Source organism: Paraburkholderia sp. OAS925 (assembly GCF_040543975.1).
In the GTDB taxonomy this organism is placed as follows: domain Bacteria; phylum Pseudomonadota; class Gammaproteobacteria; order Burkholderiales; family Burkholderiaceae; genus Paraburkholderia; species Paraburkholderia graminis.
Window position 1 is genome coordinate 2,032,975 of sequence record NZ_JBEUNO010000001.1, and the last position, 23,306, is coordinate 2,056,280.

The 23,306-nt window shown below is 66.2% G+C and carries 14 protein-coding genes; 8 read left to right on the forward strand and 6 right to left on the reverse strand.

Going from position 1 to position 23,306, the window contains the following annotated elements; genetic code table 11:
• The first annotated feature begins 69 nt into the window (after window positions 1–69).
• Window positions 70–2,781, forward strand: a complete 2,712-nt coding sequence (locus ABIE53_RS08840; protein WP_107708384.1) for a mechanosensitive ion channel family protein — start codon at window positions 70–72, stop codon at window positions 2,779–2,781.
• A gap of 95 nt (window positions 2,782–2,876) precedes the next feature.
• Here the strand turns inward: ABIE53_RS08840 and ABIE53_RS08845 are convergent, their stop codons facing one another.
• Entirely contained in the window at window positions 2,877–3,509 is a 633-nt protein-coding gene (locus ABIE53_RS08845) for a cysteine dioxygenase family protein (RefSeq protein ID WP_374710133.1), read from the reverse strand.
• Between the two features lie 132 nt (window positions 3,510–3,641).
• Here ABIE53_RS08845 and ABIE53_RS08850 point away from each other — a divergent pair, with 132 nt between their 5' ends.
• Window positions 3,642–4,109, forward strand: coding sequence for an Lrp/AsnC family transcriptional regulator (locus tag ABIE53_RS08850; protein WP_006052938.1), 468 nt, complete (start codon window positions 3,642–3,644; stop codon window positions 4,107–4,109).
• Window positions 4,110–4,158: 49 nt separating this feature from the next.
• On the opposite strand, the gene ABIE53_RS08855 is transcribed toward ABIE53_RS08850, so the two are convergent.
• Window positions 4,159–5,469: an NAD(P)/FAD-dependent oxidoreductase gene (locus tag ABIE53_RS08855; RefSeq protein ID WP_107708383.1), complete on the reverse strand. Its 1,311-nt coding sequence runs from the start codon at window positions 5,467–5,469 to the stop codon at window positions 4,159–4,161.
• Window positions 5,470–5,491: 22 nt separating this feature from the next.
• The gene (locus tag ABIE53_RS08860) at window positions 5,492–6,919 is read right to left on the reverse strand and encodes a homospermidine synthase (RefSeq protein WP_107708382.1); all 1,428 of its coding nucleotides are present in this window, start codon (window positions 6,917–6,919) and stop codon (window positions 5,492–5,494) included.
• Between the two features lie 246 nt (window positions 6,920–7,165).
• Between ABIE53_RS08860 and ABIE53_RS08865 the strand changes: the two genes are divergently transcribed.
• Window positions 7,166–7,399 (forward strand): hypothetical protein, encoded by a 234-nt coding sequence (locus ABIE53_RS08865; RefSeq protein ID WP_029969219.1) that lies wholly within the window; start codon window positions 7,166–7,168, stop codon window positions 7,397–7,399.
• A gap of 97 nt (window positions 7,400–7,496) precedes the next feature.
• Here ABIE53_RS08865 and ABIE53_RS08870 read toward each other — a convergent pair whose 3' ends face one another.
• Window positions 7,497–10,079 (reverse strand): FUSC family protein, encoded by a 2,583-nt coding sequence (locus ABIE53_RS08870; protein ID WP_502922737.1) that lies wholly within the window; start codon window positions 10,077–10,079, stop codon window positions 7,497–7,499.
• A 244-nt stretch (window positions 10,080–10,323) separates the two neighbouring features.
• On the opposite strand from ABIE53_RS08870, the gene recC reads away from it, so the two are divergent.
• The 3 genes from recC to ABIE53_RS08885 are packed head-to-tail and all read left to right on the forward strand — an operon-like array spanning window position 10,324 to window position 19,789.
• Window positions 10,324–13,728 (forward strand): exodeoxyribonuclease V subunit gamma, encoded by a 3,405-nt coding sequence (gene recC, locus ABIE53_RS08875; protein ID WP_192698895.1) that lies wholly within the window; start codon window positions 10,324–10,326, stop codon window positions 13,726–13,728.
• Entirely contained in the window at window positions 13,725–17,426 is a 3,702-nt protein-coding gene (gene recB, locus ABIE53_RS08880; RefSeq protein ID WP_107708380.1) for an exodeoxyribonuclease V subunit beta, read from the forward strand. Before recC ends, recB begins: the two co-directional genes overlap by 4 nt.
• Entirely contained in the window at window positions 17,423–19,789 is a 2,367-nt protein-coding gene (locus tag ABIE53_RS08885; protein ID WP_192698894.1) for an AAA family ATPase, read from the forward strand. The genes recB and ABIE53_RS08885 overlap by 4 nt, the downstream gene beginning before the upstream one ends.
• Window positions 19,790–19,883: 94 nt before the next feature.
• Here the strand turns inward: ABIE53_RS08885 and ABIE53_RS08890 are convergent, their stop codons facing one another.
• Complete coding sequence (locus ABIE53_RS08890) at window positions 19,884–20,525, reverse strand: VC0807 family protein (protein WP_107708378.1); 642 nt, start codon at window positions 20,523–20,525, stop codon at window positions 19,884–19,886.
• Between the two features lie 139 nt (window positions 20,526–20,664).
• Here ABIE53_RS08890 and arfB point away from each other — a divergent pair, with 139 nt between their 5' ends.
• Window positions 20,665–21,069: an alternative ribosome rescue aminoacyl-tRNA hydrolase ArfB gene (gene arfB, locus ABIE53_RS08895; RefSeq protein ID WP_029969227.1), complete on the forward strand. Its 405-nt coding sequence runs from the start codon at window positions 20,665–20,667 to the stop codon at window positions 21,067–21,069.
• On the opposite strand, the gene ABIE53_RS08900 is transcribed toward arfB, so the two are convergent.
• Complete coding sequence (locus ABIE53_RS08900) at window positions 21,066–22,376, reverse strand: EAL domain-containing protein (RefSeq protein ID WP_192698911.1); 1,311 nt, start codon at window positions 22,374–22,376, stop codon at window positions 21,066–21,068. The two genes, arfB and ABIE53_RS08900, sit on opposite strands and share 4 nt — an antisense overlap.
• Window positions 22,377–22,980: 604 nt before the next feature.
• Between ABIE53_RS08900 and ABIE53_RS08905 the strand changes: the two genes are divergently transcribed.
• A complete protein-coding gene (locus tag ABIE53_RS08905; RefSeq protein WP_006052975.1) occupies window positions 22,981–23,271 on the forward strand; it encodes a putative quinol monooxygenase in 291 nt (96 codons plus the stop codon).
• Window positions 23,272–23,306 lie beyond the last annotated feature (35 nt).

The window sequence follows — 23,306 nt, forward strand, 5'->3', positions numbered from 1 at the left end:
TACGCATGTCCGGTTGCGGGCGCGCCAACTGAGGCTACACTGGCGTCTCCCGTTTTCTCACGGATTGCCATGCAGTCATGCCCATCGCGGCGTGAATCCGAGGCTGCGCCGTCAAACGGCGGGCTTTCTTCGATTCACGCTGCATTTGTTCGTCTTTCCGCTTGCGTCGGATGGCCGCACGTCCGCGGCGGCGCTCGTGTGCGCGCGGGCGGGTCGGCTCGCAGATATGCGGCGCGAAGCGGTTCAATCAGCGCTTCGATCAGTGCGTGGCTTCGTGCCGTCATCAGCGCGTGTCCCGCCGCGATCGGAATCGCGCTTCTCGTCTGCATCGCATCGCTGCCTCTCGGCGCGCACGCCGCCGGCACTGCAGCCAGCAGCACGCCCGTCATTCCCGCGTTGCAGAGCCTGATCAACAGCGCGACGGTCGCGCCCGCGTCGGAGGCGTCCGGCGCATCGGCGGCCGAGGCCGCGTCGGCGCCGTCGCCCGCGAGCCAGGCGGAAATCGCGCGTTCGCTCGACAGCGTCATCGCCACGCTCGACAACGACCGCCAGCGCACCGCGCTCGTCGCGCAACTCAAAAAACTGCGCGACGTCTCGCGCACCGTCGGTCCGCTCGCGCCGGCGCCCGCGCAGCCGAGTCCCGGCTTGCTCGGCGCGATTGCGTCGGGCATCGCGTCGTTCGAATCGGACATGCATCAGGGCCGTACGCCCGTGCGCTACTGGGGCGGGCGCTTCAACGCGGCCGGCAACGAGCTTTACACCATCATCTCCGGGCAGGGGCCGGAGAGCTTCGGCCGCATTCTCCTGTCGATGTTCGCGATGCTGGCCGGCTGGGGCGCATGCGCGGCCGCGCTGATCTATTTGCAGCAGCGGCTGTACCGGCGCCTCGGCATCGTGATGGGACTGAATCCCAATCCGACGACACGCGAGCTGCTCGTCTTCGCGTTGCGGCGCGTGGGGCCGTGGATCATCGCGTTCGTCGCCGCGCTGCTGTTCGTGCGCGCGATGCCCGATGCGCTCGGCCGCACGCTCGGCATGGTGGTCGCCTATGCGATCGTCGCGGGCGCGGTGTTTTCGGCGATCTGCCTGATCATGTTTTCGCTGTTCGGCTCGGGGCACCGGCGCATCGCCGTGCGTCTGCTGATCGATCATGCGCGGCGCCTGCTGTTCGCGGTCGGCGTGTTCGGCGCGCTCGGCGACGCGGCGGTCAATTACGACGTCGCGCATCAACTCGGCACCAACCTGGCCGCACTCGTTTCGACCGCCGCCAACATGACGGCCGCCGTGCTCGCCGGCTATTTCGCGCTGGCGTTTCGCCGGCCGGTCGCGCACCTGATCCGCAACCGGCCTTACGAACAGCGCAACGATCACAAGGCCGCGACCGACGCCTTCGAGGTGCTCGCCGCGCTGTGGCACGTGCCGGTCCTCGTGCTGGCGACGGCGTCCGTGGTCGCCACGCTTGGCGGTTCGGGGTCGAGCGAAAACGTGCTGCAGATTTCGGTGGTGACCGCGCTGTTGCTCGTGCTCGCGTTCTTCCTGTCGGCCATCGTCCTGCGCATGACGCGCCCGCGCAGTCCGCGCGCGCGGCGCCGCTCGCCGTACCTCACGCGCTTGCTGCGTTTTTGCGGCACGTTGCTGACGCTTTTCATCTGGCTGTTTTTCTTCGAACTGGCGGCGCGTTTGTGGGGCGTGTCGCTGGCCGCGGTCGTCGAGGAAAACGTCGCGGCGCGCGGCATCGCACATGCGGTGACCGCGATCGTCGCGACGGTGTTCATCGCGTGGCTGCTGTGGATTCTCGTCGACACCGCGATCACGGAGGCGCTCAATCCCGGCAGCTCGCGCAACAAGTCGCGCAACCCGAGCACGCGGGCGCGCACGATGTTGCCGCTCGTGCGCAACGTGCTGCTCGTGAGCATCATGACGATCGCGGGCATCGTCACCGCGGCGAATCTCGGCATCAACGTGACGCCGCTGCTCGCAGGCGCCGGCGTGATCGGTCTCGCGATCGGCTTCGGCGCGCAGTCGCTCGTGACCGACCTGATCACGGGGCTTTTCATCATCATCGAAGACACGATTTCAGTGGGCGACTGGATCGATGTGGACGGCGGCCATGCGGGCACGGTCGAGCATCTGTCGATCCGCACGGTGCGCCTGCGCGACGGTCAGGGCGCGATTCACGCCATTCCGTTCTCGCAGATCAAGATCGTCAAGAACCTGTCGCGCGACTTCGCGTATGCCGTGTTCGAAGTGCGCATGTCGTTCTCTACCGACGTCGATGAAATCACGCAGATGATCCGCGAAGTCGGCGCCGACCTGATGGCCGACTTCCGTTACCGGCGTGAGATGCTCGGGCCGATCGAAGTGTGGGGCCTCGACCGTTTCGATCCGAACTGGATGGTCGTCAAAGGGCAGATCAAGACGCGGCCGCTGCAGCAATGGAGCGTGGCGCGGGCGTTCAATGCGCGGCTCAAGCGCAAGATGGACGAAGCCGGCATCGAGATTCCGGTGCCGCAGATGCGCTTGTTCACGTCGTCGAAAGACAGCGAGGGGCAGCCGTGGCGCGACGACAGTACACCGGACGAAACCGGACATGAAGAGCACGGCCACGAGTCCGGCCATGCTCGCCCGCACACGGAGAAAACGCTGCCGATGCGCGGCGCGCATCCGGCGGTAGCGGTGGCGCGCGACGTGTCGCATGAACCACGGCCGGCGCCGCCGGCGACCGCGCAAACGGCGCCGATTCCGCCGCAGGTTCCCACGGCGGGCGAAGGCAAGAGCTGATTATTCGGCGAGGGCAGAGGGCGCGAAGTTTTGTGCGTGTGTGTACGTATGTGCGTGCGCCTGTTCGTGCCTTGCCCGTGCTCGCCGTGCCGCTGTCAGACGAGCACGGGCGCGGCGCGCACTACATCGTTGACATGCGTGGCGATGCGCGCGCCGGGCACGCCGTAAATATGCAGCGACACGGCCGGCGCATCGCTGCAATTTTGCAGCCGATGAATGCTGCCGCGGCCGCCTCGCACGAACGACACCGCGCCTTGCCTGCGCGCCTGCGTGCGTTCAGCGCTCGCACACTGCTCGCGCTCGTTCCACTCAAAAACCGTTTCGCTCAACGCGCCGTCGATCACCGCGTATCCGCACCATGTGTGATGCGCATGCACGGGGCTCGCCTGATGCGGCTGCCAGACAAGCGCGGCGACCGCATAGCGGCCGTGCGGATCGGCGGCGAGCAGATGACGGCGGTAGTTCTCACTAGATCCTTCGCGCTGCGCGGGCGTCAGCAGCGCGGCGTCCGCAGCCGCTTCCGCGAGCGCGATACGCATGCTGCGCGCGAAGAAGCTCGAATGCGAAGGCTCGGCAAATTGGGCGCACGCTTCGAACATGGCGTCGAGCGCATCGCACAGGCGGGCGAGAGGCGCGGGCTGAGCGGCGCGCGAAGGCAGATCGTGCGCGGCGCAAGCTTGTGCGAACGTATCGAGGAGGGCGGCGGAGGAAGCGAGGTTGTGAGTCACGGTCGTTGAACGGCACTGGCTGCCGTGTTTTTCTTCGGATCAGGATTTATACCGTTTTGTCCGGAGAAAGAGTTTCCATATAATTCCCCCATCAATCTGAAAAGTAGAAAAATTTGCTAAAGGGGTGAGACGATGGGAATGGACATCATCGACAGGAAACTGCTCGAGTTGCTGCAGGAAGACGCGACCATGCCGATTGCCGAACTGGCGCAGCGCGTGAATCTGTCGCAAACGCCGTGCTGGAAGCGGCTGCAGCGTCTGAAGGAGACCGGTGTGATCCGTGGGCAAGTGGCGCTGTGCGATGCGCGCAAGCTTGGCGTCGGCACGACCGTGTTCGTCGCCGTGCGCACGAATCAGCACACGCAGGCGTGGGCGCAGACTTTCACGCAGGCGGTGCAGGACATTCCCGAAGTGGTGGAGGTTTACCGGATGAGCGGCGAGACGGATTACCTGCTGCGCGTGGTGGTTTCCGACATCGACGACTACGACCGCGTGTACAAGCTGTTGATCGCCGCCGTGCCGCTGTACGACGTCAGTTCGAGCTTCGCGATGGAGCAGATCAAATATTCGACGGCGCTGCCGGTGCGGTATAGCGCGTGACGGCGAGCGGGCGCGTAGCGATCGGCTTCGCGTCTCTGACGGCGTTGCCCTACAAAAGCTCGCGCAGCTTGTAGTACCACATGCCCAGCACCAGAGCCCGCGTGCGAAGCGCCTTGCCGCCGGGGAAGCGCCGATGCCGGATGCGGCTGAACACGTCGAAGGTCGACGCGTCGCCCGCGATCGCGTCGGCGAGAATCTTCCCGGCCATTCCCGCGAACACCAGACCGTGCCCGGAAAAGCCTTGCACGTAGTAAATGTTCGCGCCGATCCGGCCGAGGTCCGGCGCGCGGTTCATGGTGACGTCGACGAAACCGCCCCACGCGTAGTCGATGCCGACATCGGCGAGTTGCGGGAAAACGCCCGTGATCCGATCCCGCATCCTGTCGATCAGATTACGCGGCGTCGTGGCGTCATAGCTTTCTCCGGCGCCGAACAACAGCCGGTTATCGGCGCTCAGCCGGAAGTAATCGAGGATGAGATTGTTGTCCGACGCCGCGGCTCGGCCCGGCATGAGCTCGTTGGCGAATGCGTCGGAAAGCGGCTCGGTGGCGACCATGTAGGTGCCCACCGGCATGATCCGCGCCTCGATCTCGGGCGCCGGATGATCGCCGAATTCGCCGAGATAAACGTTGCCGGCGATCACCACGCGGTCGCACGACACCGCGCCTTCGGCTGTCTTCACGACGGGCCGCGCGCCGCGTTCGAGCCGGGACACCGCTGAATTTTCGAAGACCTTGACTCCCGCTTGCCGCGCCGCTTCGCCGAGACCGAGGCAGTACAGCAGCGGATGCAGATGACCGGACCCGCCGTCATACACGCCGGCAGAAAATCTTTGCGTGGCGATATGCGAACGAAGCGCCGACCGATCCAGCCATTCGAGCGGATACGCATACCGGTCCTGTGTGCGCTCCATCCACTCCTTGAGTTTGCGCGCCTTCCGATCGTTGACGGCGAGCGTCAGATAACCGCGCCGATAATGGCATTCGATGTCATAACGCGCGAGACGCTCTTCGAGCAGGCGCAGACCTTCGAGCGACACGTCCCAGGCCTTGCGCGCGATCTCGCGCGAGCACTGCTGCTCGATCGCGTCTTCTCCTTCCGCGCCGAAGCCGACAATCGCCTGCCCGCCATTGCGGCCCGACGCGCCCCAGCCGATGCGCTGCGCTTCCAGCAGCGCGACGTCGAAGCCGCGCCCGGCCAGTTCCAACGCGCACGAAACGCCCGCGTAGCCGCCGCCGATCACGCACACATCCACGGACAGCTTTTGCTGCAGCGGCGCGCTCGGTTGCGGACGCGTGACGCTCGCCTCGTAATACGAGTCCTCGACGACGCCAAGCTCCTTGTTCAGCAGCGACGACATAGGCTGCGCTCCAGGTATCGGTTCACCACGGAACCCGTACGTTGAGAAACTGCCAGGGGTCCTCGTCGTACGGCGTGTCGAAAAGCGGCGAGCGCTGGTCGAGCGGCGTCCATGTGTCGTACACGCCGACGAGTTCGCCCAGGTACGGACGAGCGACCCGCATCACCGTCCGATAGTCGATGTCGTCGGGTTCGACCACGCCGGCCCGCGGATTCTCGAGTGCCCACACGATGCCGCCCATGATGCCGGCCACCACCTGGAGGCTCGTCGCGGTGTTATGCGGCGCGAGGCGCCGGGCTTGCGGCGTGGTCAGCCGCGAGCCGTACCAGTAAACGCCTTTGTCGTTGCCCATCAGCAGCACGCCGAGTTCGTCGGCGCCGTCGACGATTTCGTCGCGCATGATCCGCTTGTTGTCCTGCATGCGCCAGCCACGTCCGGCGAATTCCTCGATCGACAGCAGCGCGTCGTCGCACGGACGATACGCATAGTGAACCGTCGGGCGATACACGACCTCGCCGTCCTTGCGCAATGTCAGATGGTCCGCGATCGAGATCGACTCGCCATGCGTGACAAGAAAGCCCTGATAGCTGCCGGCGAGCGGCGTCCAACTGCGTACGCGCGTGGCAAGTCCCGGCCGTTGCAGATAGATCGCCGCATCGCTGCCGAACCCATGACGCTGTGCGTCGGCGGGCCAATGACGCTCATGCGTGCCCCAGCCCAGTTCCGCCGGCTGCATGCCTTCTTCGACGAAGGCATCGACGGACCAGGTGTTGACGAACTCGTTGCGCGCCTTGCGGCGTTCGGAGAACTGCCAGTCCTGTTCAGCGACGTGAATCGCCTTGATGTCGAGGCGCTGCGCGAGCACGGCCCAATCTTCGTAGCTGTCGAGCGCGGTCGGCTGGATGCCGCTGTTCTCCGCCATGTCGACCAGCGCCTGTTTGACGAAAGCCGAAGCGAGCCCAGGGTTCGCGCCTTGCGTCAAAACCGCTGTCGGGCCGTCGCGCTTGTCGAGGCGAAAAGCCAGCACCGCCTCGCGCAGTGCGTAATTGCTGCGCCGTGATGGAGGACGGTCGGGATCGGTTGATCCGCCTTCCCACGGTTCGATGGACGTATCGAGATAGAGCGCGTCGCGAGACCAGCAAAAGCGAATCAGCGATTCGCTCGACACATTGACGGACAGGTTGACCAGCAGCGTGCCTTTCGTCACATATGCCGTAAGCAGTGTCTCGAAGTTGTCTTCGCTGAGCGCCTGCTCGACGACATGCACGCCGCATTCATGGGCGATCGCCGTGTCATTACCAGGCGGACACACCACGGTCACGTCTTTTGGGCTCACCTCGATGTGTCTTAAAAGCACCGGTAAAAGCGAACTCGCTATGCTGCCGAATCCGATGATTACAACGCCGCTGTTGCAAACAGCGTGCTTCGTCCACTGCACATGCGCATCCATCTTTCCTCCCGACTACCGCGCGTTGGGTCGCGCTTCTTTGTGCGGGCGTGATGCGTGGCTCCAATGTTTCGGCCCGCATTAGCGGCGCAGCATTGCGCGTGCCGGGGATTTTTCATTTCGGTTCGATAGCATCGCAAGCCTTGCTGTCCACCGCTTGCCGACTGCAAGGCGAGTGCAAGGCGCCTCGGCGTAGAATGCCGCCTTCTCCGCTATCTTCCGCGATTGCCTCGCGGTCCGAGTCGCCTCATGAACAAACCGCCGCGCAAGAAAAACCCGACCTTCGGCATCGCTGTATTCATTGTGGTCGCGGTACTGTTCGTCATCGCCACGCTGTTCTATAACGCGATCAAGGAGAAGCGCGAGTTCGACAACGACAACGCGCCGGCGGCTTCCGTTTCATCGGGCGCAGCGGCGGCGACGGCCACGGCGACGAGCGCTGCGGCTACTGCTGCGAAGCCTGCGAGCGGCACGGCGCAGTGAGCTTGTCGCGGTCATGGTGTATGACCGCGTGTGAGTTTGAGTCGGACGCGCTTAGGCGTCGCACTTCACTACGCTAGTTCAAGCCCGGTCGCGTCATTCATCGGGCAGGCGGATCACGCTCCGCGTCCTTGCGAATCAACGCCGCCGCCGTCAGCATCTGCTTGCATTGATGCGCAAGCAGTTTGATGTCGTGCACCGCATCGGCCGAATAGTCCTGCGATTTCTCCGCTTCGACCACCATCGTGTCCAGTTCGCGCGTGATCTGTTTGATCTGCTCGCCCTGGTCCGCAGGCGGCGCAGTGCCTGCTTCTGCTTCGGTGAGATTGTCGCGCACGAGACTCAACGCGCGTTGCAGCGGCTGCAGCGACACGCCCTCGGCGTGTTGCGCGGAGGTGCGCAAGAGCGGCGCGGCTGCGGTGATTTGCGATGCAAGCACATGGCTGCTCACCAGCAAACCATTGAGTTCGGGGACGAACTTCTGCGCCGATTTCGGTTCGAGCATCATCCGCTGAAAGGCCTGGCCGAGGTTTGCAAACGCGACGTGCACGTTCTTGCGCGCGAGGCGGTAGCGGTAATCGCGATCGAGTGCAGTGGCGGCGGCCGCGGCAGCGGGCGAGGCGCCGGCGACGGGCTTCGCCGTCGTGTTGGTGGTTGCGGAAGCTGGTGTGCTTGCGGGCGCGCTTGATGTTGTTGCCGGTGCAGTTGCCGATGGGCTTGCTGTTGCGCCTGCCGCGGCTCCTAACGCCGCGCTCCCTGCGATGTTCGCTTCGGCGCCTGTTCGCACGTTCGCCGACACATCCGCTTGCGATAGCCCCCGATTGCCAGCCACCAAACCATCACTCGTCAGCGGCCCGCTTGCAGCCGCCAACGCCGGCCTGCCGACATCGATCGCCGGGTCCGCCATCGCCGCGACCGGCGCCCGCGCGCCCGCTTCGGTCACGGTGGCGGCGAGCGGCGCGGCCGGCTTGCCGCTCCACCACCAGCTTGCTTCAAGAAACTGCCGCGTCGCGCTGATCACGTTGTTGACCAGCTTGCCCATCAGACGATATTCCCAGTACGGGAACAGATGGCTCGCGGCAATCGCGATCGCGCAGCCGACCACGGTGTCGATCGCGCGTTCGCCGATGATGTGCAGGCTGCCGGGCGCAAGCAGATGAAACATCAGCAGCACATACGATGACGTGAACACCACGCTCGCCGCGTAATTGAACAGCAGCAGGCTGTAGCTCATCACCATCGACGCGAACATCACCACCAGCAGAATGTGCGGCTCCTTCACGAAGATCATCAGCGCGATGCTCGCCGTGCAGCCGATCAACGTGCCGACGATCCGCTGCCCGTTGCGCTGCTTGGTCAGCGAATAACCGGGCTTCAGGATGATGACCGTAGTCATCACGATCCAGTAAGCGTTCGTGAGCGGCAGCAGGCGGCCGAGCCAGAAGCCGACCGCCACCGCGATCGTCACGCGCAACGCGTGACGAAAGCTCGGCGAGGACATCGTCAGGTTCGAGAAGATCTGGCCGAACGGCACACGGCGGCTCGACACGAAGCGGTTCAGCGCCTGATCGAGGCGCAGTTCCGTTTCGGTCGTGGCCGGATCGCTCGAAAGACTCTTGCGCATCTTGTCGATCAGTCGCGTGGCGCTCCACACGCGGCGGAATGTGGACGACACCGCCGAATACGCCTCGGGATTCTTCGCCGGCAACTCCTGCTTGCGCATCAGTTCGATTTCGAACTCGATGGCGCGCAGTTCCGCCTTCACATTCACGCGTGCGCGCGGCGCATGATTCTGCAGGACGGCGAGCCCGATTTCCTCGAGATCCTCAGCGGCTTTGCGGATCAGATCGCGATAGAACACCAGCAGGTCGGTGCCGCCGAAGGTATTGCGCACGAGCGGGTAATCGGTATGCGTGCCGACGAACAACTCATGCAAATCGACCGTGTTGATAAACAGATTGAACAGCATCGCGCGACGCGGCTCGAGCTTGCCGCTCTTTAACTTCGGCAGATTGCGCAGCACGATGTCACGCGCCGCGTCCTGCCGCTCGACCGCGGCGATCTGCTTGGCGACCAGGTTGCGATAACACTCGTCCAGATCGTTATCGAGGTCGTAAAACGCGGCGCGCGCGAGCAGATAATCGGCGCAGGCGAACACGCTTTCGGCGAGCGCCTGCTGCTCGATCCGATGCATCATCCAGCGGCTCACGGCAGTCGACCAGTACGTGAACCAGAGCCCGCCCACGAGTATCCACGACGCATTCACGAGCGCCTGCATCGGCGTAAAGTGCTCCTCGAGCGTCATGATCATCATGAAGAGCGTGGCGAAGCTGATCTGCGGCCAGCGGTTGCCATACACGACGATCAACGACAGCACGAACGTGAGCGGCACGACGGTGCACCACAGCGCCACCGGATTGACCGTGGCAAGGCCGGTGGCGAGCGCGGACAGAAAACCGATCACCGAGCACGCCAGCATTTCGTTGTGCTTGTACTTGAGCGGACCCGGCATGTCGACGACACATGCGCCGAGCGCGCCCGTCGCAATCGTGAAGCCCAGCTCGCGATTGTGAAACACGATCAGGCACAGCACCGCTGGTAACGACACGCCGACCGCGATGCGCAGTCCGCCATAAAAATACTGGCTGTAAAGGAATTTTTTTATTTCGACCGAATAGCGCATCGACAGCCTGGTTTCATTCACTGACAAAAAGCGGTTGAGGACACAACTTCGGATACAACTTCGGGCGCAACTTGGACAGCCCAAAACTGCCGACGAGTCTAACTGATTTTGCGTCTGATCTGACCTCCCCGATTCGGGCGGGTTCTGCGCCGCGAGCGGCTTTGTTATGCTGTCGCTTCAATGTCTGCCGAGCTTCGCGCGTTCGTCGCGAATGCGGCAAAGCCCCATCGCGTTGTCAGGACCCATGCTCCAGCTCTTCTATTCGAACCGTTATGAAACGCTCGTCGGCGCGCTGCTCGACGATCTCGCGCAAGCGCCGTCCGATCCCTGGACCGCGCAGCCCGTGATCGTGCCGAGCGCTGCTGTGCGGCGGCGGCTCGAACTGGACATCGCGGCGCGCCAGGGCGTGTGCGCGAACGTCAGCTTCGGCTATCTCGCGCAATGGCTGTGGGCGCAAATCGGCGGCGTGATCGAGGTGCCGCGGCATTCGCCGTTCGCGCCGGACCGGCTCGTGTGGCGTTGTTATCGTTTGCTCGGCGATTCGAACGAAGCCTTGCCGTGGAATGCGTCGCCGCGTCTTCGCGCGTATCTCGATGCGGCCGATCCGTCCATGCGCTATGAACTCGCGCGCCGTGTGGCGACCGTGCTCGATCACTATCTGACCTATCGGCCGGAGTGGCTGTTGCAATGGCAGAAGGGCGGTTCGATTTTCGCGAGCGGTGCAGCGGACGACACGGGCCCGCGCCTCGTCGGCGCAAGCGAGGCAGCGCGCGAAGATGAGCGATGGCAGGCGGCGCTGTGGCGCGCGGTGCTGACCGAACTCGCCGGGGAAGCCGGGGACGCGGGGGGTGCCGGGGGGGCACAAGCGCCCGCAGCCGCGCTGCCGCCCGCCTATCGTTTCCTCGACGAAATCGGCACGCTGGATCTCGACGCGATTGCCAACGCCAGGTGGCCCGAAGCGGTGAGCGTGTTCGCGCTGCCCACCATGCCGCCATTGCACGTCGCGTTGCTGCGCGCGCTATCGCGTTGGGTCGACGTGCGTCTGTACGTGATGAACCCGTGCCGCGAATTCTGGTTCGACGTGGTGAGCGAAGGCCGCGTTCAGGCGCTCGACGCGGCAGGGCAGTTGGACTATCAGGAAGTGGGTCATCCGCTGCTGGCCGAATGGGGTCGTCAGACGCAGGCGCAGTTGCACATGCTGCACGAACTCACCGAAAGCGCGGCTTCGGGCGAGACGGGCGAGTTCACGGAGAATCCCGAACCGAGCTGGCTCGCCGCCGTGCAAAACAGCATTCTGGATCTGCGTTCCGAGACGCAGGCGGACGAGTTGCCGTACGAGCACGGCATCGAAGTTCATGTGTGCCATAGCCTCTCGCGGCAGCTCGAAGTGCTGCACGATCGTCTGCTTGGCTGGTTCGACGAGTTCGACAACCTGGAACCGTCTGACGTGCTCGTCGCCGTGTCCGATCTGGCCGCCGCCGGTCCGCTGATCGACGCCGTGTTCGGCACCACGCCGGCTGGCGACACGCGCCGCATTCCGTATCGGATCACCGGCTTGCCGCCTTCGCAGGCCAATCCCGTCGCGCGTCTCTTGCTCGACTGGCTCGCGTTGCCCGAGCGCAGCGTCGGCGCGCCGGACCTGATCGAATGGTTGCGCGTCGACGCGGTTGCGGTGCGTTACGGCATCGACGCGGGTTCGCTCGAAGCCGCGCAGGAATGGCTCGCGGCGGCCGGCGCGCGGCGCGGGCTGTCGCCTGCCGAGCCGAGCGGCGAACACGTGCCGGTCGCGCGTCACACGTTTGCCGATGCGTTGACGCGCCTGTACCTCGGCTATGCGATGCCCGACGGCGGCGAGCCGGTGGATGCGTGGCTGCCCGTCGAGGGCGCGGGCGGCTCGGACGCCGAACTGCTCGGCCGTCTGTCGCGTTTCGTCGACGACGTGGACAGCTTCGCGAGCCGCTGCGCGAGCGAACAGACGCCCGCCGAATGGACGCAGTTGCTGCTCGAAACGCTTGCTCAATGTTTTGACGGCGGCGTCCAGTTCGCCGAGTCGCTCTCCGCCGTGCGAGACGCGATCGACAAGATGAGCGACGCGATGCAGGCCGGCGCGCAGGAGGTCACGCTGCCCGCCGCGGTCGTGCGCGGCGCGCTCACCGAAGCGCTCGACGACCCGGCGCGTGGCGGCGTGCCTTGGGGCAGCGTGACGTTTTCATCGCTGACGAGCTTGCGTGGCTTGCCCTACCGCGTGGTGTGTCTGCTCGGCATGGACGACGGCGTGCTGCCGAGTCTCGCGCGTGCCGACGAGTTCGATCTGATGGCCGCGTTCGGCAAAGCCGGCGACCGCCAGCGCCGCGACGACGAGCGCAATCTGTTTCTCGATCTGCTGCTCGCCGCGCGCAGCCGTCTCTTTATCGCGTACACGGGACGTAGCATTCGCGACAACGCACCGTTGCCGCCGGCCGCGCTCGTCGACGAACTGCTCGACTATCTCGCGCAAGTGTCGGCGGGCGAGGGCGCGAGTCCCGCGGAGGTTGACGAGGCGCGCCGCGCGTTCATTGTCGATCATCCGTTGCAGGCGTTCGCGTCGGAGTACTTCGCCGCGCAGCCCGAGCTTTTCACCTACGACGCCGATCGCGCGGAACTCGCGACCTTGCTGGCCGCGCCGCAGCAGAAAACCGCCGCGCCGTTCTTCGACCAGCCCTTGCCGCCCGAAGACGCCGCGCCTGTCGCGTTCGACGATTTCGTGCGTTTCTGGCGTCATCCGGCGCGAGCAGTGCTGCGCGATCGCCTCGGCATCGTGTTGTCCGACGCGCAGGCCGAACTGCTCGACACCGAGCCGTTCGAACTCGACTACGCCGGTCGCGACGCGTTGGCCGGGCGTCTGTTGCCGGTACTGCTCGACACGGACGACGAAGACGGCGATCTCATGTTCGACCGCGTGCGGCGTGTCGCCGAGGCGAGTCCCGAATTGCCAGGAGGCGCGACCGGCGCGGTGTGGCGCGCGCGCGAACTGGGCGCGCTGCGCCAGTTGGCCGACAGCGTGCGCCGCGAAGTGGCGTCGGGCATCGAGCGCTTGCCGTTCGTGCTCGACATCGCGCCGCGCTGGCCGGACGCTGCGGACATCGCCGGCGACCTGTTCGGCTCGCATGACGAAGCGCTTCGCGAAGCCGCCGAAGCGCCGTTGCAATTGCACGGCACGTTGAACCTGCTGACCGATACGGGACAAGTGATTTTTCGCTACGCCAAACCCACCGCGCGCGACTATCTGTCGGCATGGCTCGCGCATCTGGCTTATTGCGCGGCCCGGCCGGACGGTCCGCGCCGCACCGTCTGGCACGGCAGCGGCGAGAGCTTCGAGCTTGCGCCGGTCGCCGCGCCGCTCGATCAACTCGCGCCGCTCGCCGCGCTGTTCAGGGCAGGGCGCAGATTGCCGCTGCGCTTTTTCCCGAAGAGCGCGTGGGCCAAAGTCAGCGAAAGCGATTCCGCAGCGCAGGGCGTGTGGATCAACGACCGCGTGCGCGGCGAGTCCGACGACCCGGCCTTGCGCATCGCGCTGCGAGGCACGCCGCTCACGCTCGACGAACCGTTCGGCAGCCTCGCGTCGATCGTGTTCAAGCCGTTGATGCAGCATCTGCGGAGCACGTCATGAGCGCGCTGCATCGTCATACGCTGGCGGCTGAGGAGCTTGACGTCTTCGCGTGTTCGCTCGACGGCGTCAATCAGATCGAAGCCTCGGCGGGCACCGGCAAGACGTGGAACATCTGCGCGCTGTATGTGCGCTTGCTGCTCGAGAAGAACCTGAACGCCGATCAGATTCTCGTCGTAACCTTCACGAAGGCCGCGACCGCCGAACTGCACGAGCGCATTCGCGGCCGGCTCGCGGAACTGCATCGCGCGATCGAACTTGACGACGACGGCGGCGATCCGTTTATCCGCCGGCTCTTCGAAACGACGCTTGCGCCGGAGCGCGGCATCGACCGCGAGACCGCGCTGAAGGTCGTGCGCCGCGCGCTGCGCACATTCGATCAGGCGGCCATCCACACGATTCACGCGTTCTGCCAGCGCGCGCTTCAGGAGGCGCCGTTTGCTGCCGCCATGCCGTTCGCCTTCGAGATGGAAGCCGACGACGCCGCACTCCGCTTCGAAATGGCCGCCGATTTCTGGCGCGAGCAGGTCGAGCCCGTCGCGCATGCGCATCCCTCATTCGCCGCATGGCTGGTGGCGAGACGCGCCGGGCCCGCATCGCTCGACGAACAACTCGCGCGGCGCCTGAAGAAGCCGTTGGCGCAATTGCGCTGGGGAAGCATGAGCGCCGACGCGAGCGCCGATCCGCAAGCCGGTTTCGACGCCGCCTGCGAGTTGTGGCATGCCGAGCGCGATGCGATCGTCAGCCTGCTCGCCGAGGCACAGGACCGCTTGAGCAAGACCACACACAAGCCCGATCACGTGAGCGCCGCGATTGCCGCATGGACCGAGTACTTCGCGCAAGGCGATTGCCATGCGCCGCCGCCGCGGGCCGCGCTGAAACTGACGGCCTCGGCGTTGAAGAAGGCCACGAAGGTCAAGTTGGATCCGCCGCAACACGCGTTTTTTGAACACGCGGAAGCGCTCGCCGCGGCCGTCGTCGCGGCGGAAGCGGCGCAACGCGCGCGCTGGCTCGCGATCGTGCAAACCTGGCTCGATCATGCGCCCGCCGAACTGGTCGCGCGCAAGCGCACGCGCCGCGTCGTTTCGTTCGACGATCTGTTGTCGAATTTGTACCGTGCGCTGGCCGCGCATCCGTGGCTAGCCGATGCGTTGCGCGCCCGTTATCCCGCCGCTTTGATCGATGAGTTTCAGGACACCGATCCGCTGCAGTTCGCGATCTTCAGCCGCATTTTCGCGCCGGCCGGGCCGCTCTTTCTGGTCGGCGATCCGAAGCAGGCCATCTACAGTTTTCGCGCGGCCGATCTGCATACGTATCTGGCGGCGCGCGCGTCGGCTTCGGCGCGTTATACGCTGGCCGTCAATCAGCGGTCCACGGCGCCCATCGTCGACGCTTGCAATCGCGTGTTCGAGGCGAACCCGCAGGCCTTCGTGCTCGAAGGGCTCGACTATCAGCCGGTGCGCGCGGGCGAACGGCGCAGGCCGCCGTTCTCCGATCTCGATGCGAGCGGCGGCGACTTTTGCATCTGGACCTTGCCACCGGGCGAGCAGGCGTTGACCAAGCGCGAGGCTCAGCGCGAAGCGAGCGAAGCGTGCGCGGCCGAAATCGTCCGGCTGTTGCGCGGCGCGCGCGAGGGCACCGTGACGATCGGCGACGCGCCGCTTGCGCCGGGCAATATCGCGGTGCTCGTGCAGACGCACAAGCAGGGCAGCCTCATCAAACGCGTGCTGGCGGCGTGGGGCGTCGGCAGTGTGGAACTGGCGCAGGCGTCGGTGTTCGCGACGCTCGACGCCGAGCAGATCGAGCGCGTGCTGGCCGCCGTCGATACGCCCGGCGACTTGCGCCGTCTGCGCGCCGCGCTCGCGACCGACTGGCTCGGGCTCGATGCTGCGGCGCTGTGGCGTTTGGAGCAGGTCGCCGACGCGCCCGCTGTCGCCGACGATCCCGCGCACGCCGCCGACGCGATGGGCTGGGTCGAGCGGTTTTCGCGCTATCGCATGCTCTGGCACGAGCGCGGCTTTGCCGTCATGTGGCGCACGCTGATGCGCGAACTGCGGATCGCACAACGGCTCGTCGCCGCGCCGGACGGCGAGCGACGTCTCACCAACGTCAACCATCTTGCCGAACTCGTGCAGGCGCGCGCGGCCACGCAGCCGGGCATCGCGCCGACCTTGCGCTGGCTTGCCGCGCAGCGGACGCAGGGCGGCGGCGAGGAAGCGCAGTTGCGGCTCGAGTCCGACCGCAATCTCGTGCAGATCGTCACCGTGCACAAGTCGAAAGGACTCGAATATGCAGTCGTGTTCTGCCCATTTCTGAATGACGGCGGATTGCGCGAACCGCCGTCGTCGGGTTTGCCGGATGCACGCGAATATCACGATCCGGGCGGCGACGCGGTACTGCATTACGGCTGCGACGACGAAGAGGCGGAACGCGCGGCCCGTCACGCGGCGCGCGAGCAGGCGGCCGAGCGGGCGCGGCTCGTCTACGTCGCGCTGACGCGTGCGGTGTATCGCTGTTATCTCGTGGCGGGCACCTACCTGTCGTCGCGTTCCACGAAAGAGTCGCGGCGCAGCGTGTTGAACTGGCTGGTGGCCGGCAGCGGCTACGAATTCGACGACTGGCTCGCCGATCCGCCGGACGAAGCGGCGTTGTCCGCGCGCTGGCAAGCGCTGGCGGGCGGTCCGATCGCATTGCAGCCGCTGCCGAAGGTGGAGCGCCGCAGGCCGCTCGAGAGCATGCAGGAAAGCGGCGCGCGGAAACGCGCTCGGAGCCATCGCCGGTCTTTACGCGATCAGTGGCGCATGGCGAGCTTTAGCGGTCTGATCGCCGCGGGCGACAAGGCCGAAGAGGCGCAAGCGCCGCTGGAGGAAGTGCGTCCCGATCACGACGAGATAGCCGATGTGCTGGCCGCGGCGCCGACGTTGTTGGCAGCCGCGCCTGCGCTGCAAGTATCCTCGCTTGCCGCCGACGATATTCTCGCGTTTCCGCGCGGTGCCGCGGCCGGCGAGTGCCTGCACCGGATGTTCGAACTGGCGGATTTCAGCCATCCGTGCACGTGGCCCGACGCGATTCGCGGTGCGTTGCGCGAGCGTCCCGCGCCGGCGTCGCCGGACCTCGCGCCGCGTTTGCCGGCGATGATGCATAAGCTGCTGGAGGACGTGGTGAGCACGGAACTCGTGCCCGGCATGACGCTCGCGCAACTCGATCCACGGCGGCGTCTGAACGAGCTCGAATTTCTGTTCGCCGCGCCTTCGCTCGATTTCGCCGCGCTGCGCGCGTTGCTGATCGAGCACGGCTATCCAGATGTAGCGCTGGAGCCGGGCGCGCTGCGCGGTTTCGTCAAAGGATTCATCGACATGATCGTCGAACACGACGGGCGTTTCTGGATCGTCGACTGGAAGTCGAACCATCTGGGCGAGACCGCCGAAGACTACTCGGCCGTGCCGCTCGAAGCCGCGATGGCGAGCCATGCTTACCACCTCCAGGCGCTGCTTTATACGGTCGCGCTGCATCGCTATCTGAAGACGCGGTTGCGCGATTATTCGTACGACGCGCATATCGGCGGCTATCTGTATCTGTTCGTGCGCGGCGTGCGTCCGCATTGGCGCGACGCGGAAGGGCCGGCCGGCGTGCATGCCAGACGGCCGTCGTTCGAACTGGTCGCGTTGCTCGACGCGGCGATGATCGGCGGCGGCGTATGAGCACGTTCGATCGGGACGCATCGGTGCCGTTGGCGTCGGTGCCGTCGTTGCAACTCGAAGACATCGGCGTCAATCTGCCTGCGCCGGCTGATTTCAGCATTGCGCTCGCGGAAGGTTTCGCGCGCCGCATTGGCGCATTGGCGCGACGCGGCGGCGCATCCGGCGACGCGGTCAAGTGGGCGGCGCGCGCTGCTTTCGCCGCGAGTCGCGCGACCGCGGAAGGGCACGTGTGCGTGCCGCTTGCGTCGCTCGCGCAGCGCTTCGAGGCGTCCGCTGCCGAGGTACGCGCAGCGCTGTTCGCGAGCGGCATGGCGAGCGATGGCGCGAGCGGCGCTGCGGCGCTGCGGCCGCTTGTTATCGACGGACAAGGGCGGCTGTACCTCGCGCGCTACTACGATTACGAACGGCGTCTCGCACGGGCGCTGGTCGCGCATGCGGGCGCGGCTCACCGTTTTTCCGATGCCGCGGCGCCGTGGCTCGTCGGGCGTTCCGGCCCAGCGGGCGGTGCGCGCAGCGACGAGGCGGTCGGTGCAAGAAAGGTGGCGGGCGGCGATGCCGACGCCACCTCCAACGCAGCCACCGACGCAGCCACCGACGCAGCCACCGACGCAGCCACCGACGCAGCCACTGGCGCAGCCACTGGCGCGATCACCGACGCCTCCTCCAACGCCTCCACCAACGCCGACGACACCCAAACGCTCAACGAACGTCTCCTACGCTACTTCGGCCCGCCGAAGGACGACCAGGTCGATTGGCAGCGCGTGGCTGCCGTGATGGCGCTGTCGGGACGGCTCACGATTGTCAGCGGCGGCCCGGGCACGGGCAAGACGACGACCGTGGTCGGCGTGCTCGCGTGTCTGCTCGATACGCGCGCCGATTTGCGGATCGCGCTGGCGGCGCCTACCGGCAAGGCGGCGCAGCGCATGCAGGAAGCCCTGCTCGCGCGCGCCGGAGATCTGCCGCCCGAGCTGGCCGCGCGTTTGCCGCAGAGGTCGTATACGTTGCATCGTCTGCTCGGCTCGGGGCCGGGCGGGCGCTTCCGGCATCATCGGGATAATCCATTGCCGTATGACGTCGTCGTGATCGACGAGGCGTCGATGATCGACGTCGCGATGGCCGCGCATCTGCTCGACGCCATTGCACCGCATACGCGGCTCGTGATGCTCGGCGACAAGGATCAGCTCGCGGCGGTCGAGGCCGGCGCCGTGTTCGCGGAATTGAGCGCCCAGCCGACTTTTACCGCGCAAGGGTTGAAGCGGATTGCCGGCGCTTTGGGCATTGACGAGGCGCGGCTGGTTCGGTCGCTGCCGCGAGTCGCGCAGGACATCGACGCGGACGCCGGGCGTTTCACGAAAGGCTCGCACTTGCCCGACAGCGATGGCGATGACGTCCCCGATCTTTTCCGCGGCCCCGAAGACGACGTTTTCCACGAGCCCGTTGCGGCCCGTTCCGCCCGCGAGCCAGTCAATGCGGATCTCTTTGACGCCGACGTCTCCAGCAACAACTTGCGCCCCGCGCCGGCCGCTCAGCAGCCGCCAAGCCCACTCGCGGATTGCGTCGTGTGGCTCGAGCGCAATTATCGGTTCGGGCTCGAATCGCCGATCGGCCGCCTGTCGCTGGCGATTCGCAATGGCGCGGCGAGCGCCGCGCTCGACGTGCTGCTCGCCGACGCGACGCAAGCTGCGGCCGTGCTTCACGAAGACGCGCAGGCGACGCTGACCGAGCGCACCGTCGAGCGCCTCGCCGCCGGCTTCGCGCCTTATGCGCGAGCGCTGGCCGCAGCGCTCGCCGAGGCGACGCCGAACCCGTTGCCGCTATTCGACGCGCTCAATCGCTTCCGTGTTTTGTGCGCGACGCGCTCCGGCGCGCGCGGCGTCGATCAGGTGAACGCGCTGATGGCGGCGCAGGTGCGGCGCGTGGCCGGCGTCACGCTCGCAGTCGGTGCGCAGTGGTTTGCCGGGCGGCCGGTGATGGTCACGCGCAACGACTACGCGCTGGGGCTTTTCAATGGCGACATCGGCATTGCGCTGCCGGGCGCGGGCGGTGCGCTGCGGGTCTATTTTCGCACCGGCGACGGCGGTCTGCGAGCCGTGTCGCCCGCCGCGCTGCCGCCGCACGACACCGCGTTCGCGCTGACGGTGCACAAGTCGCAAGGCTCGGAGTTCGAGCATGCGGTTCTGATGCTGCCGTCCGCATTCAGCAGGGTGTTGTCGCGCGAACTGGTTTATACGGCGATCACGCGCGCTCGTGAACGGGTCGAGGTGATCGGGGCGCGCGCGGTGCTGGCGCAAGCGATCGCCACGCCGACGCAGCGCGACTCGGGGCTTGCCGCGAGAATTGCGGAGGCTTCGCGGGGGCGTTAGCAGTAGCGGTGCATCGGTGTGAAAAGCGAGGGATGCGCTGTGCTCGGTGCTTCGCGCCGCACACAGCAATCACACCCACAGCCGCCACGTCGTCTCAACTCGCGCTCGGCGCCGCTTCGACCGGTTCCTCCGCGCGCCTGCGCATCGTCCGGCGATAGTGCAGCGTCCACAGAGCCAACGCTCCGTAGATGCCGTAGCCGATGAACGGCGACATCGCGAGAAACCGCTCGATCGGCCAGGCCATTGCCAGCCATGCTCGCAGCACCATTTCGGCGGTGAGCCCGACGCCCCATACAACGGTCATCAGCCGCATACTGCTGACCACCGCGGGACGCTCGCGCCATAGCGCTTCGAAGCGTTGCGCACCGCCTTCCATCTCGCGGGCGACGGTCGCGCGCGCAAGGTAGAAAATCAGCGGCCGGCGCATGCCGAGCGACAGCAGGAAGGCCACGCCGACAGCGCCGGACACGAGCGACTCGCGCAACAGCAACATGCGAGGGCTGCCGCCGAGCGCCATCGCGCCGACCGAGAGCACGATGCCGGCAACGACCGTCACGCTGAGTGCGTCGACGCGGCGAAACCGCGCCAGTTCGACGAGACTCCATATCACGGGCGGCGCGGCGGAGGCGAGCAGCGCGCGCGTTTCGCCAAGATGCGGCAGGGCCAGCCGATAGGCGAGCCAGGGCAACACGAAATTGACGGCCAGTTCGGCCACAAAACCGGGACGAAGCTTCATGCAAAGATCCGTCGAAGGAGAAAGGGAAAGAGACAGCGCCCAGTATCGACGATTGCGCGGCGCCGGATCAACTCGCACGCCGGTTTTCACCCGCCCCCGACGCGCGCCGCATCGCGCGGCTGTGTACACTTTGAGCGCCATGACATCCCGCTATCCCATTCCGTTGAACGAAGTCGAGTTGACCGCGGTTCGTGCGCAGGGCGCCGGCGGTCAGAACGTCAACAAGGTATCGAGCGCCATTCAGTTGCGTTTCGACGTGCGCGCTTCGTCGCTGCCCGAGGTGCTGAAGATGCGCCTGCTTGCGTTGCCCGATCGCCGCATCACGCGTGACGGCGTCGTGGTCATCAAGGCTCAGGAGCATCGGACGCAGGATCTGAACCGCGCGGCGGCGCTCGCGCGGCTCGACGAACTGGTGGAAAGCGTCAGCGTGACGCGCAAGCCGCGCGTCGCAACGCGGCCGACGCGCGCATCGAATACGCGGCGTCTCGAGAGCAAAACGCGGCGCGGCGAGATCAAGGCCGGCCGTGGCCGGATCGACGATTAGCGAGCCCGTCCGCCGGCGCGCGGTCCTGCAACGGAGCCGGCAGGCCCGGCAGACCCAGCAGGCACGAAGTCGACGCACAGCACGTGCGTCTTGCCGTCACGCTCGAACGCGAGCGCGGCGGTGTAGCAGTCGTCGCCGTCGGCGAGCGAGTAGTGCGGACCCATCATCGCGACGCGTCCGCGGGCGGCGAGCGCGTGTTTCAGATAGGCGCGCCGCGACCAGTTGCTGCGCGCGCTGCTCGTGAGCGGCGCGAGCCGCAGTTCGGGCAGCGGCACCGACGCGGCCGTGACGGATGCCTGGGTCTGCTGACCGTGCTCGTCGGTGATGAACACGCGGCGCGCCTCGCTCAGATGCCACACTTTCTGCGCCGCCTGATCCAGATCGCCGGTGTTCCGGTATGCGTCGGCGGCGGCTGTGACGGCTTCCGCGAAACCTTCGAAGCCGAGCTGCTTGTGGCGCGCGTGCGCGCGCTCGTAGTCCGCGAACTTGCCCCACATCGACTCGATCTGTGCCGGCACGCTCGCGACGGCGGCCTCGATCGAACCGTTCGGCTGGCCAAGCCAGAAGCCTTGCACGAAGTCGACGTCGGCCTGCATCAGGATCATCAGCTCCTCGTCCGTTTCGACGCCCTCGGCAAGCACCAGCGTGCCGGACTGATGCAGCATCGCGATCAGGTGACCGATCATCGAGTCGTCGCCCTCGCGCTTGCCCGCGCGCGCGACGAGCGACCGGTCGAGCTTGACGATGTCCGGCCGGAAGCGCCAGACGCGATCGAAATTGGAGAAACCGGTGCCGAAGTCGTCGATTGCAATCAGGAAGTCGCGCGGCTGCGAAGCGGCGAGCATGCTGGCGACGGCGGATTCGTCATCGGCGGGCTGCTCGAGCACCTCGATCACGATGCGCTCCTGCGGCAAGCCGAAATGCGCGGACAGTTCGTCGATGAACGTCCGCTGCGGCCAGCCGGTTTCGAACACCTGCGGCCGCGTGTTCAGAAAGAGCCAGCCGCTCGCGACGCGTTGCTCCATGAAATTCGCGACGTGCAGGCAACGCGCGATGCGGTCGAGCTCGCGCGCGTCGGCCGCCGAGCGCGTGCCCGAGAACAGCACTTCCGGCGACACCGGCAAACCGACCGGATCGAATGCACGCAGCAGCGCCTCGTAGCCGACCACGCATTGATGCGTGACCGACAGCACCGGCTGAAACACGCTGTGCAGCGTGAGCGCGCGCCACGTCGCCGTCCAGCCGGACTCGTCGCGGACCAGATGCGGAAGCAGGCTGCTCAGACTCAGTTCGCTGACGGACGGCATAACGGCGGGCATAACGGCGGGCATGAGAGCGGACATGGTGGCATCGCGGCAATCGGGTGGCGGGGCACGCGCGCGAGTTCGGCGCGCGGCGGATGCGCAACGGAATACTCAACCGGAGCACCCGCACGGCGGACCGGATCGAACCCTGGAACGCGGAGAGCGGTGCCAGCCATGCGGGACTCCGGCGGAGTGGTCAAATTGAGTCTAGCAGCTTGCATTTCGCATGAATGTGCGGGCTGTCACAGAGGCGCGAACCGCGCGTGCAACGCATGACATTTGCGTTGCCGCGGGCAAACGGCGCGGCGCGCGCGGTGTCACGGTGGATTCGCCGGCGTTCGCTGCGATGCGCGCTTGCATCGCTTCGCCCCGCGCGCCGGCTGTGGCGGGCCGCGGGCCGTCGTGAGGTATCTGCAAGCTTGCATGAGCCGAGGGTATCAGGGCGGCCCGTGAATGCCCGCCAAACTCCAGGCGGCGACGGTGCTCAGACGTTAGCTTCGCGCGCTCGACGGCTTCTACGCCGAACGGCGCGGCGGCGGTGCGCGGCCGCCTGCAACATCGGCGGGTGGCGGGTATGCTGCTGCTTTCGCAAAAACGGAGAGTCAAGATGTCGGAGATCGCGGTGGTCGCCATTTCGGTAGCGAAACCCGGTTACGAAGAGCGCTTGCGCGAAGCGCTCGAAGGAATCGTCGGGCCGACACGCAAAGAGCAGGGCGCGCTTCAGTACGATTTGCACCGCGACATGCAGGAGCCGCGCCGGTTCGTCTTTTTCGAGCGCTGGACAAGTCAGGAAGCGCTCGCCGCACACGCAAAGTCGGCGCACATCACGGCCTACAAGCAGGCGGTGGCCGATTGGGTCGAACACGCGGAGATTCGCGTGGTGTCGAAAATTCTGTAAGTCTTCCGGGCGCTCCGCGGAGCGCCTGGCGGTTC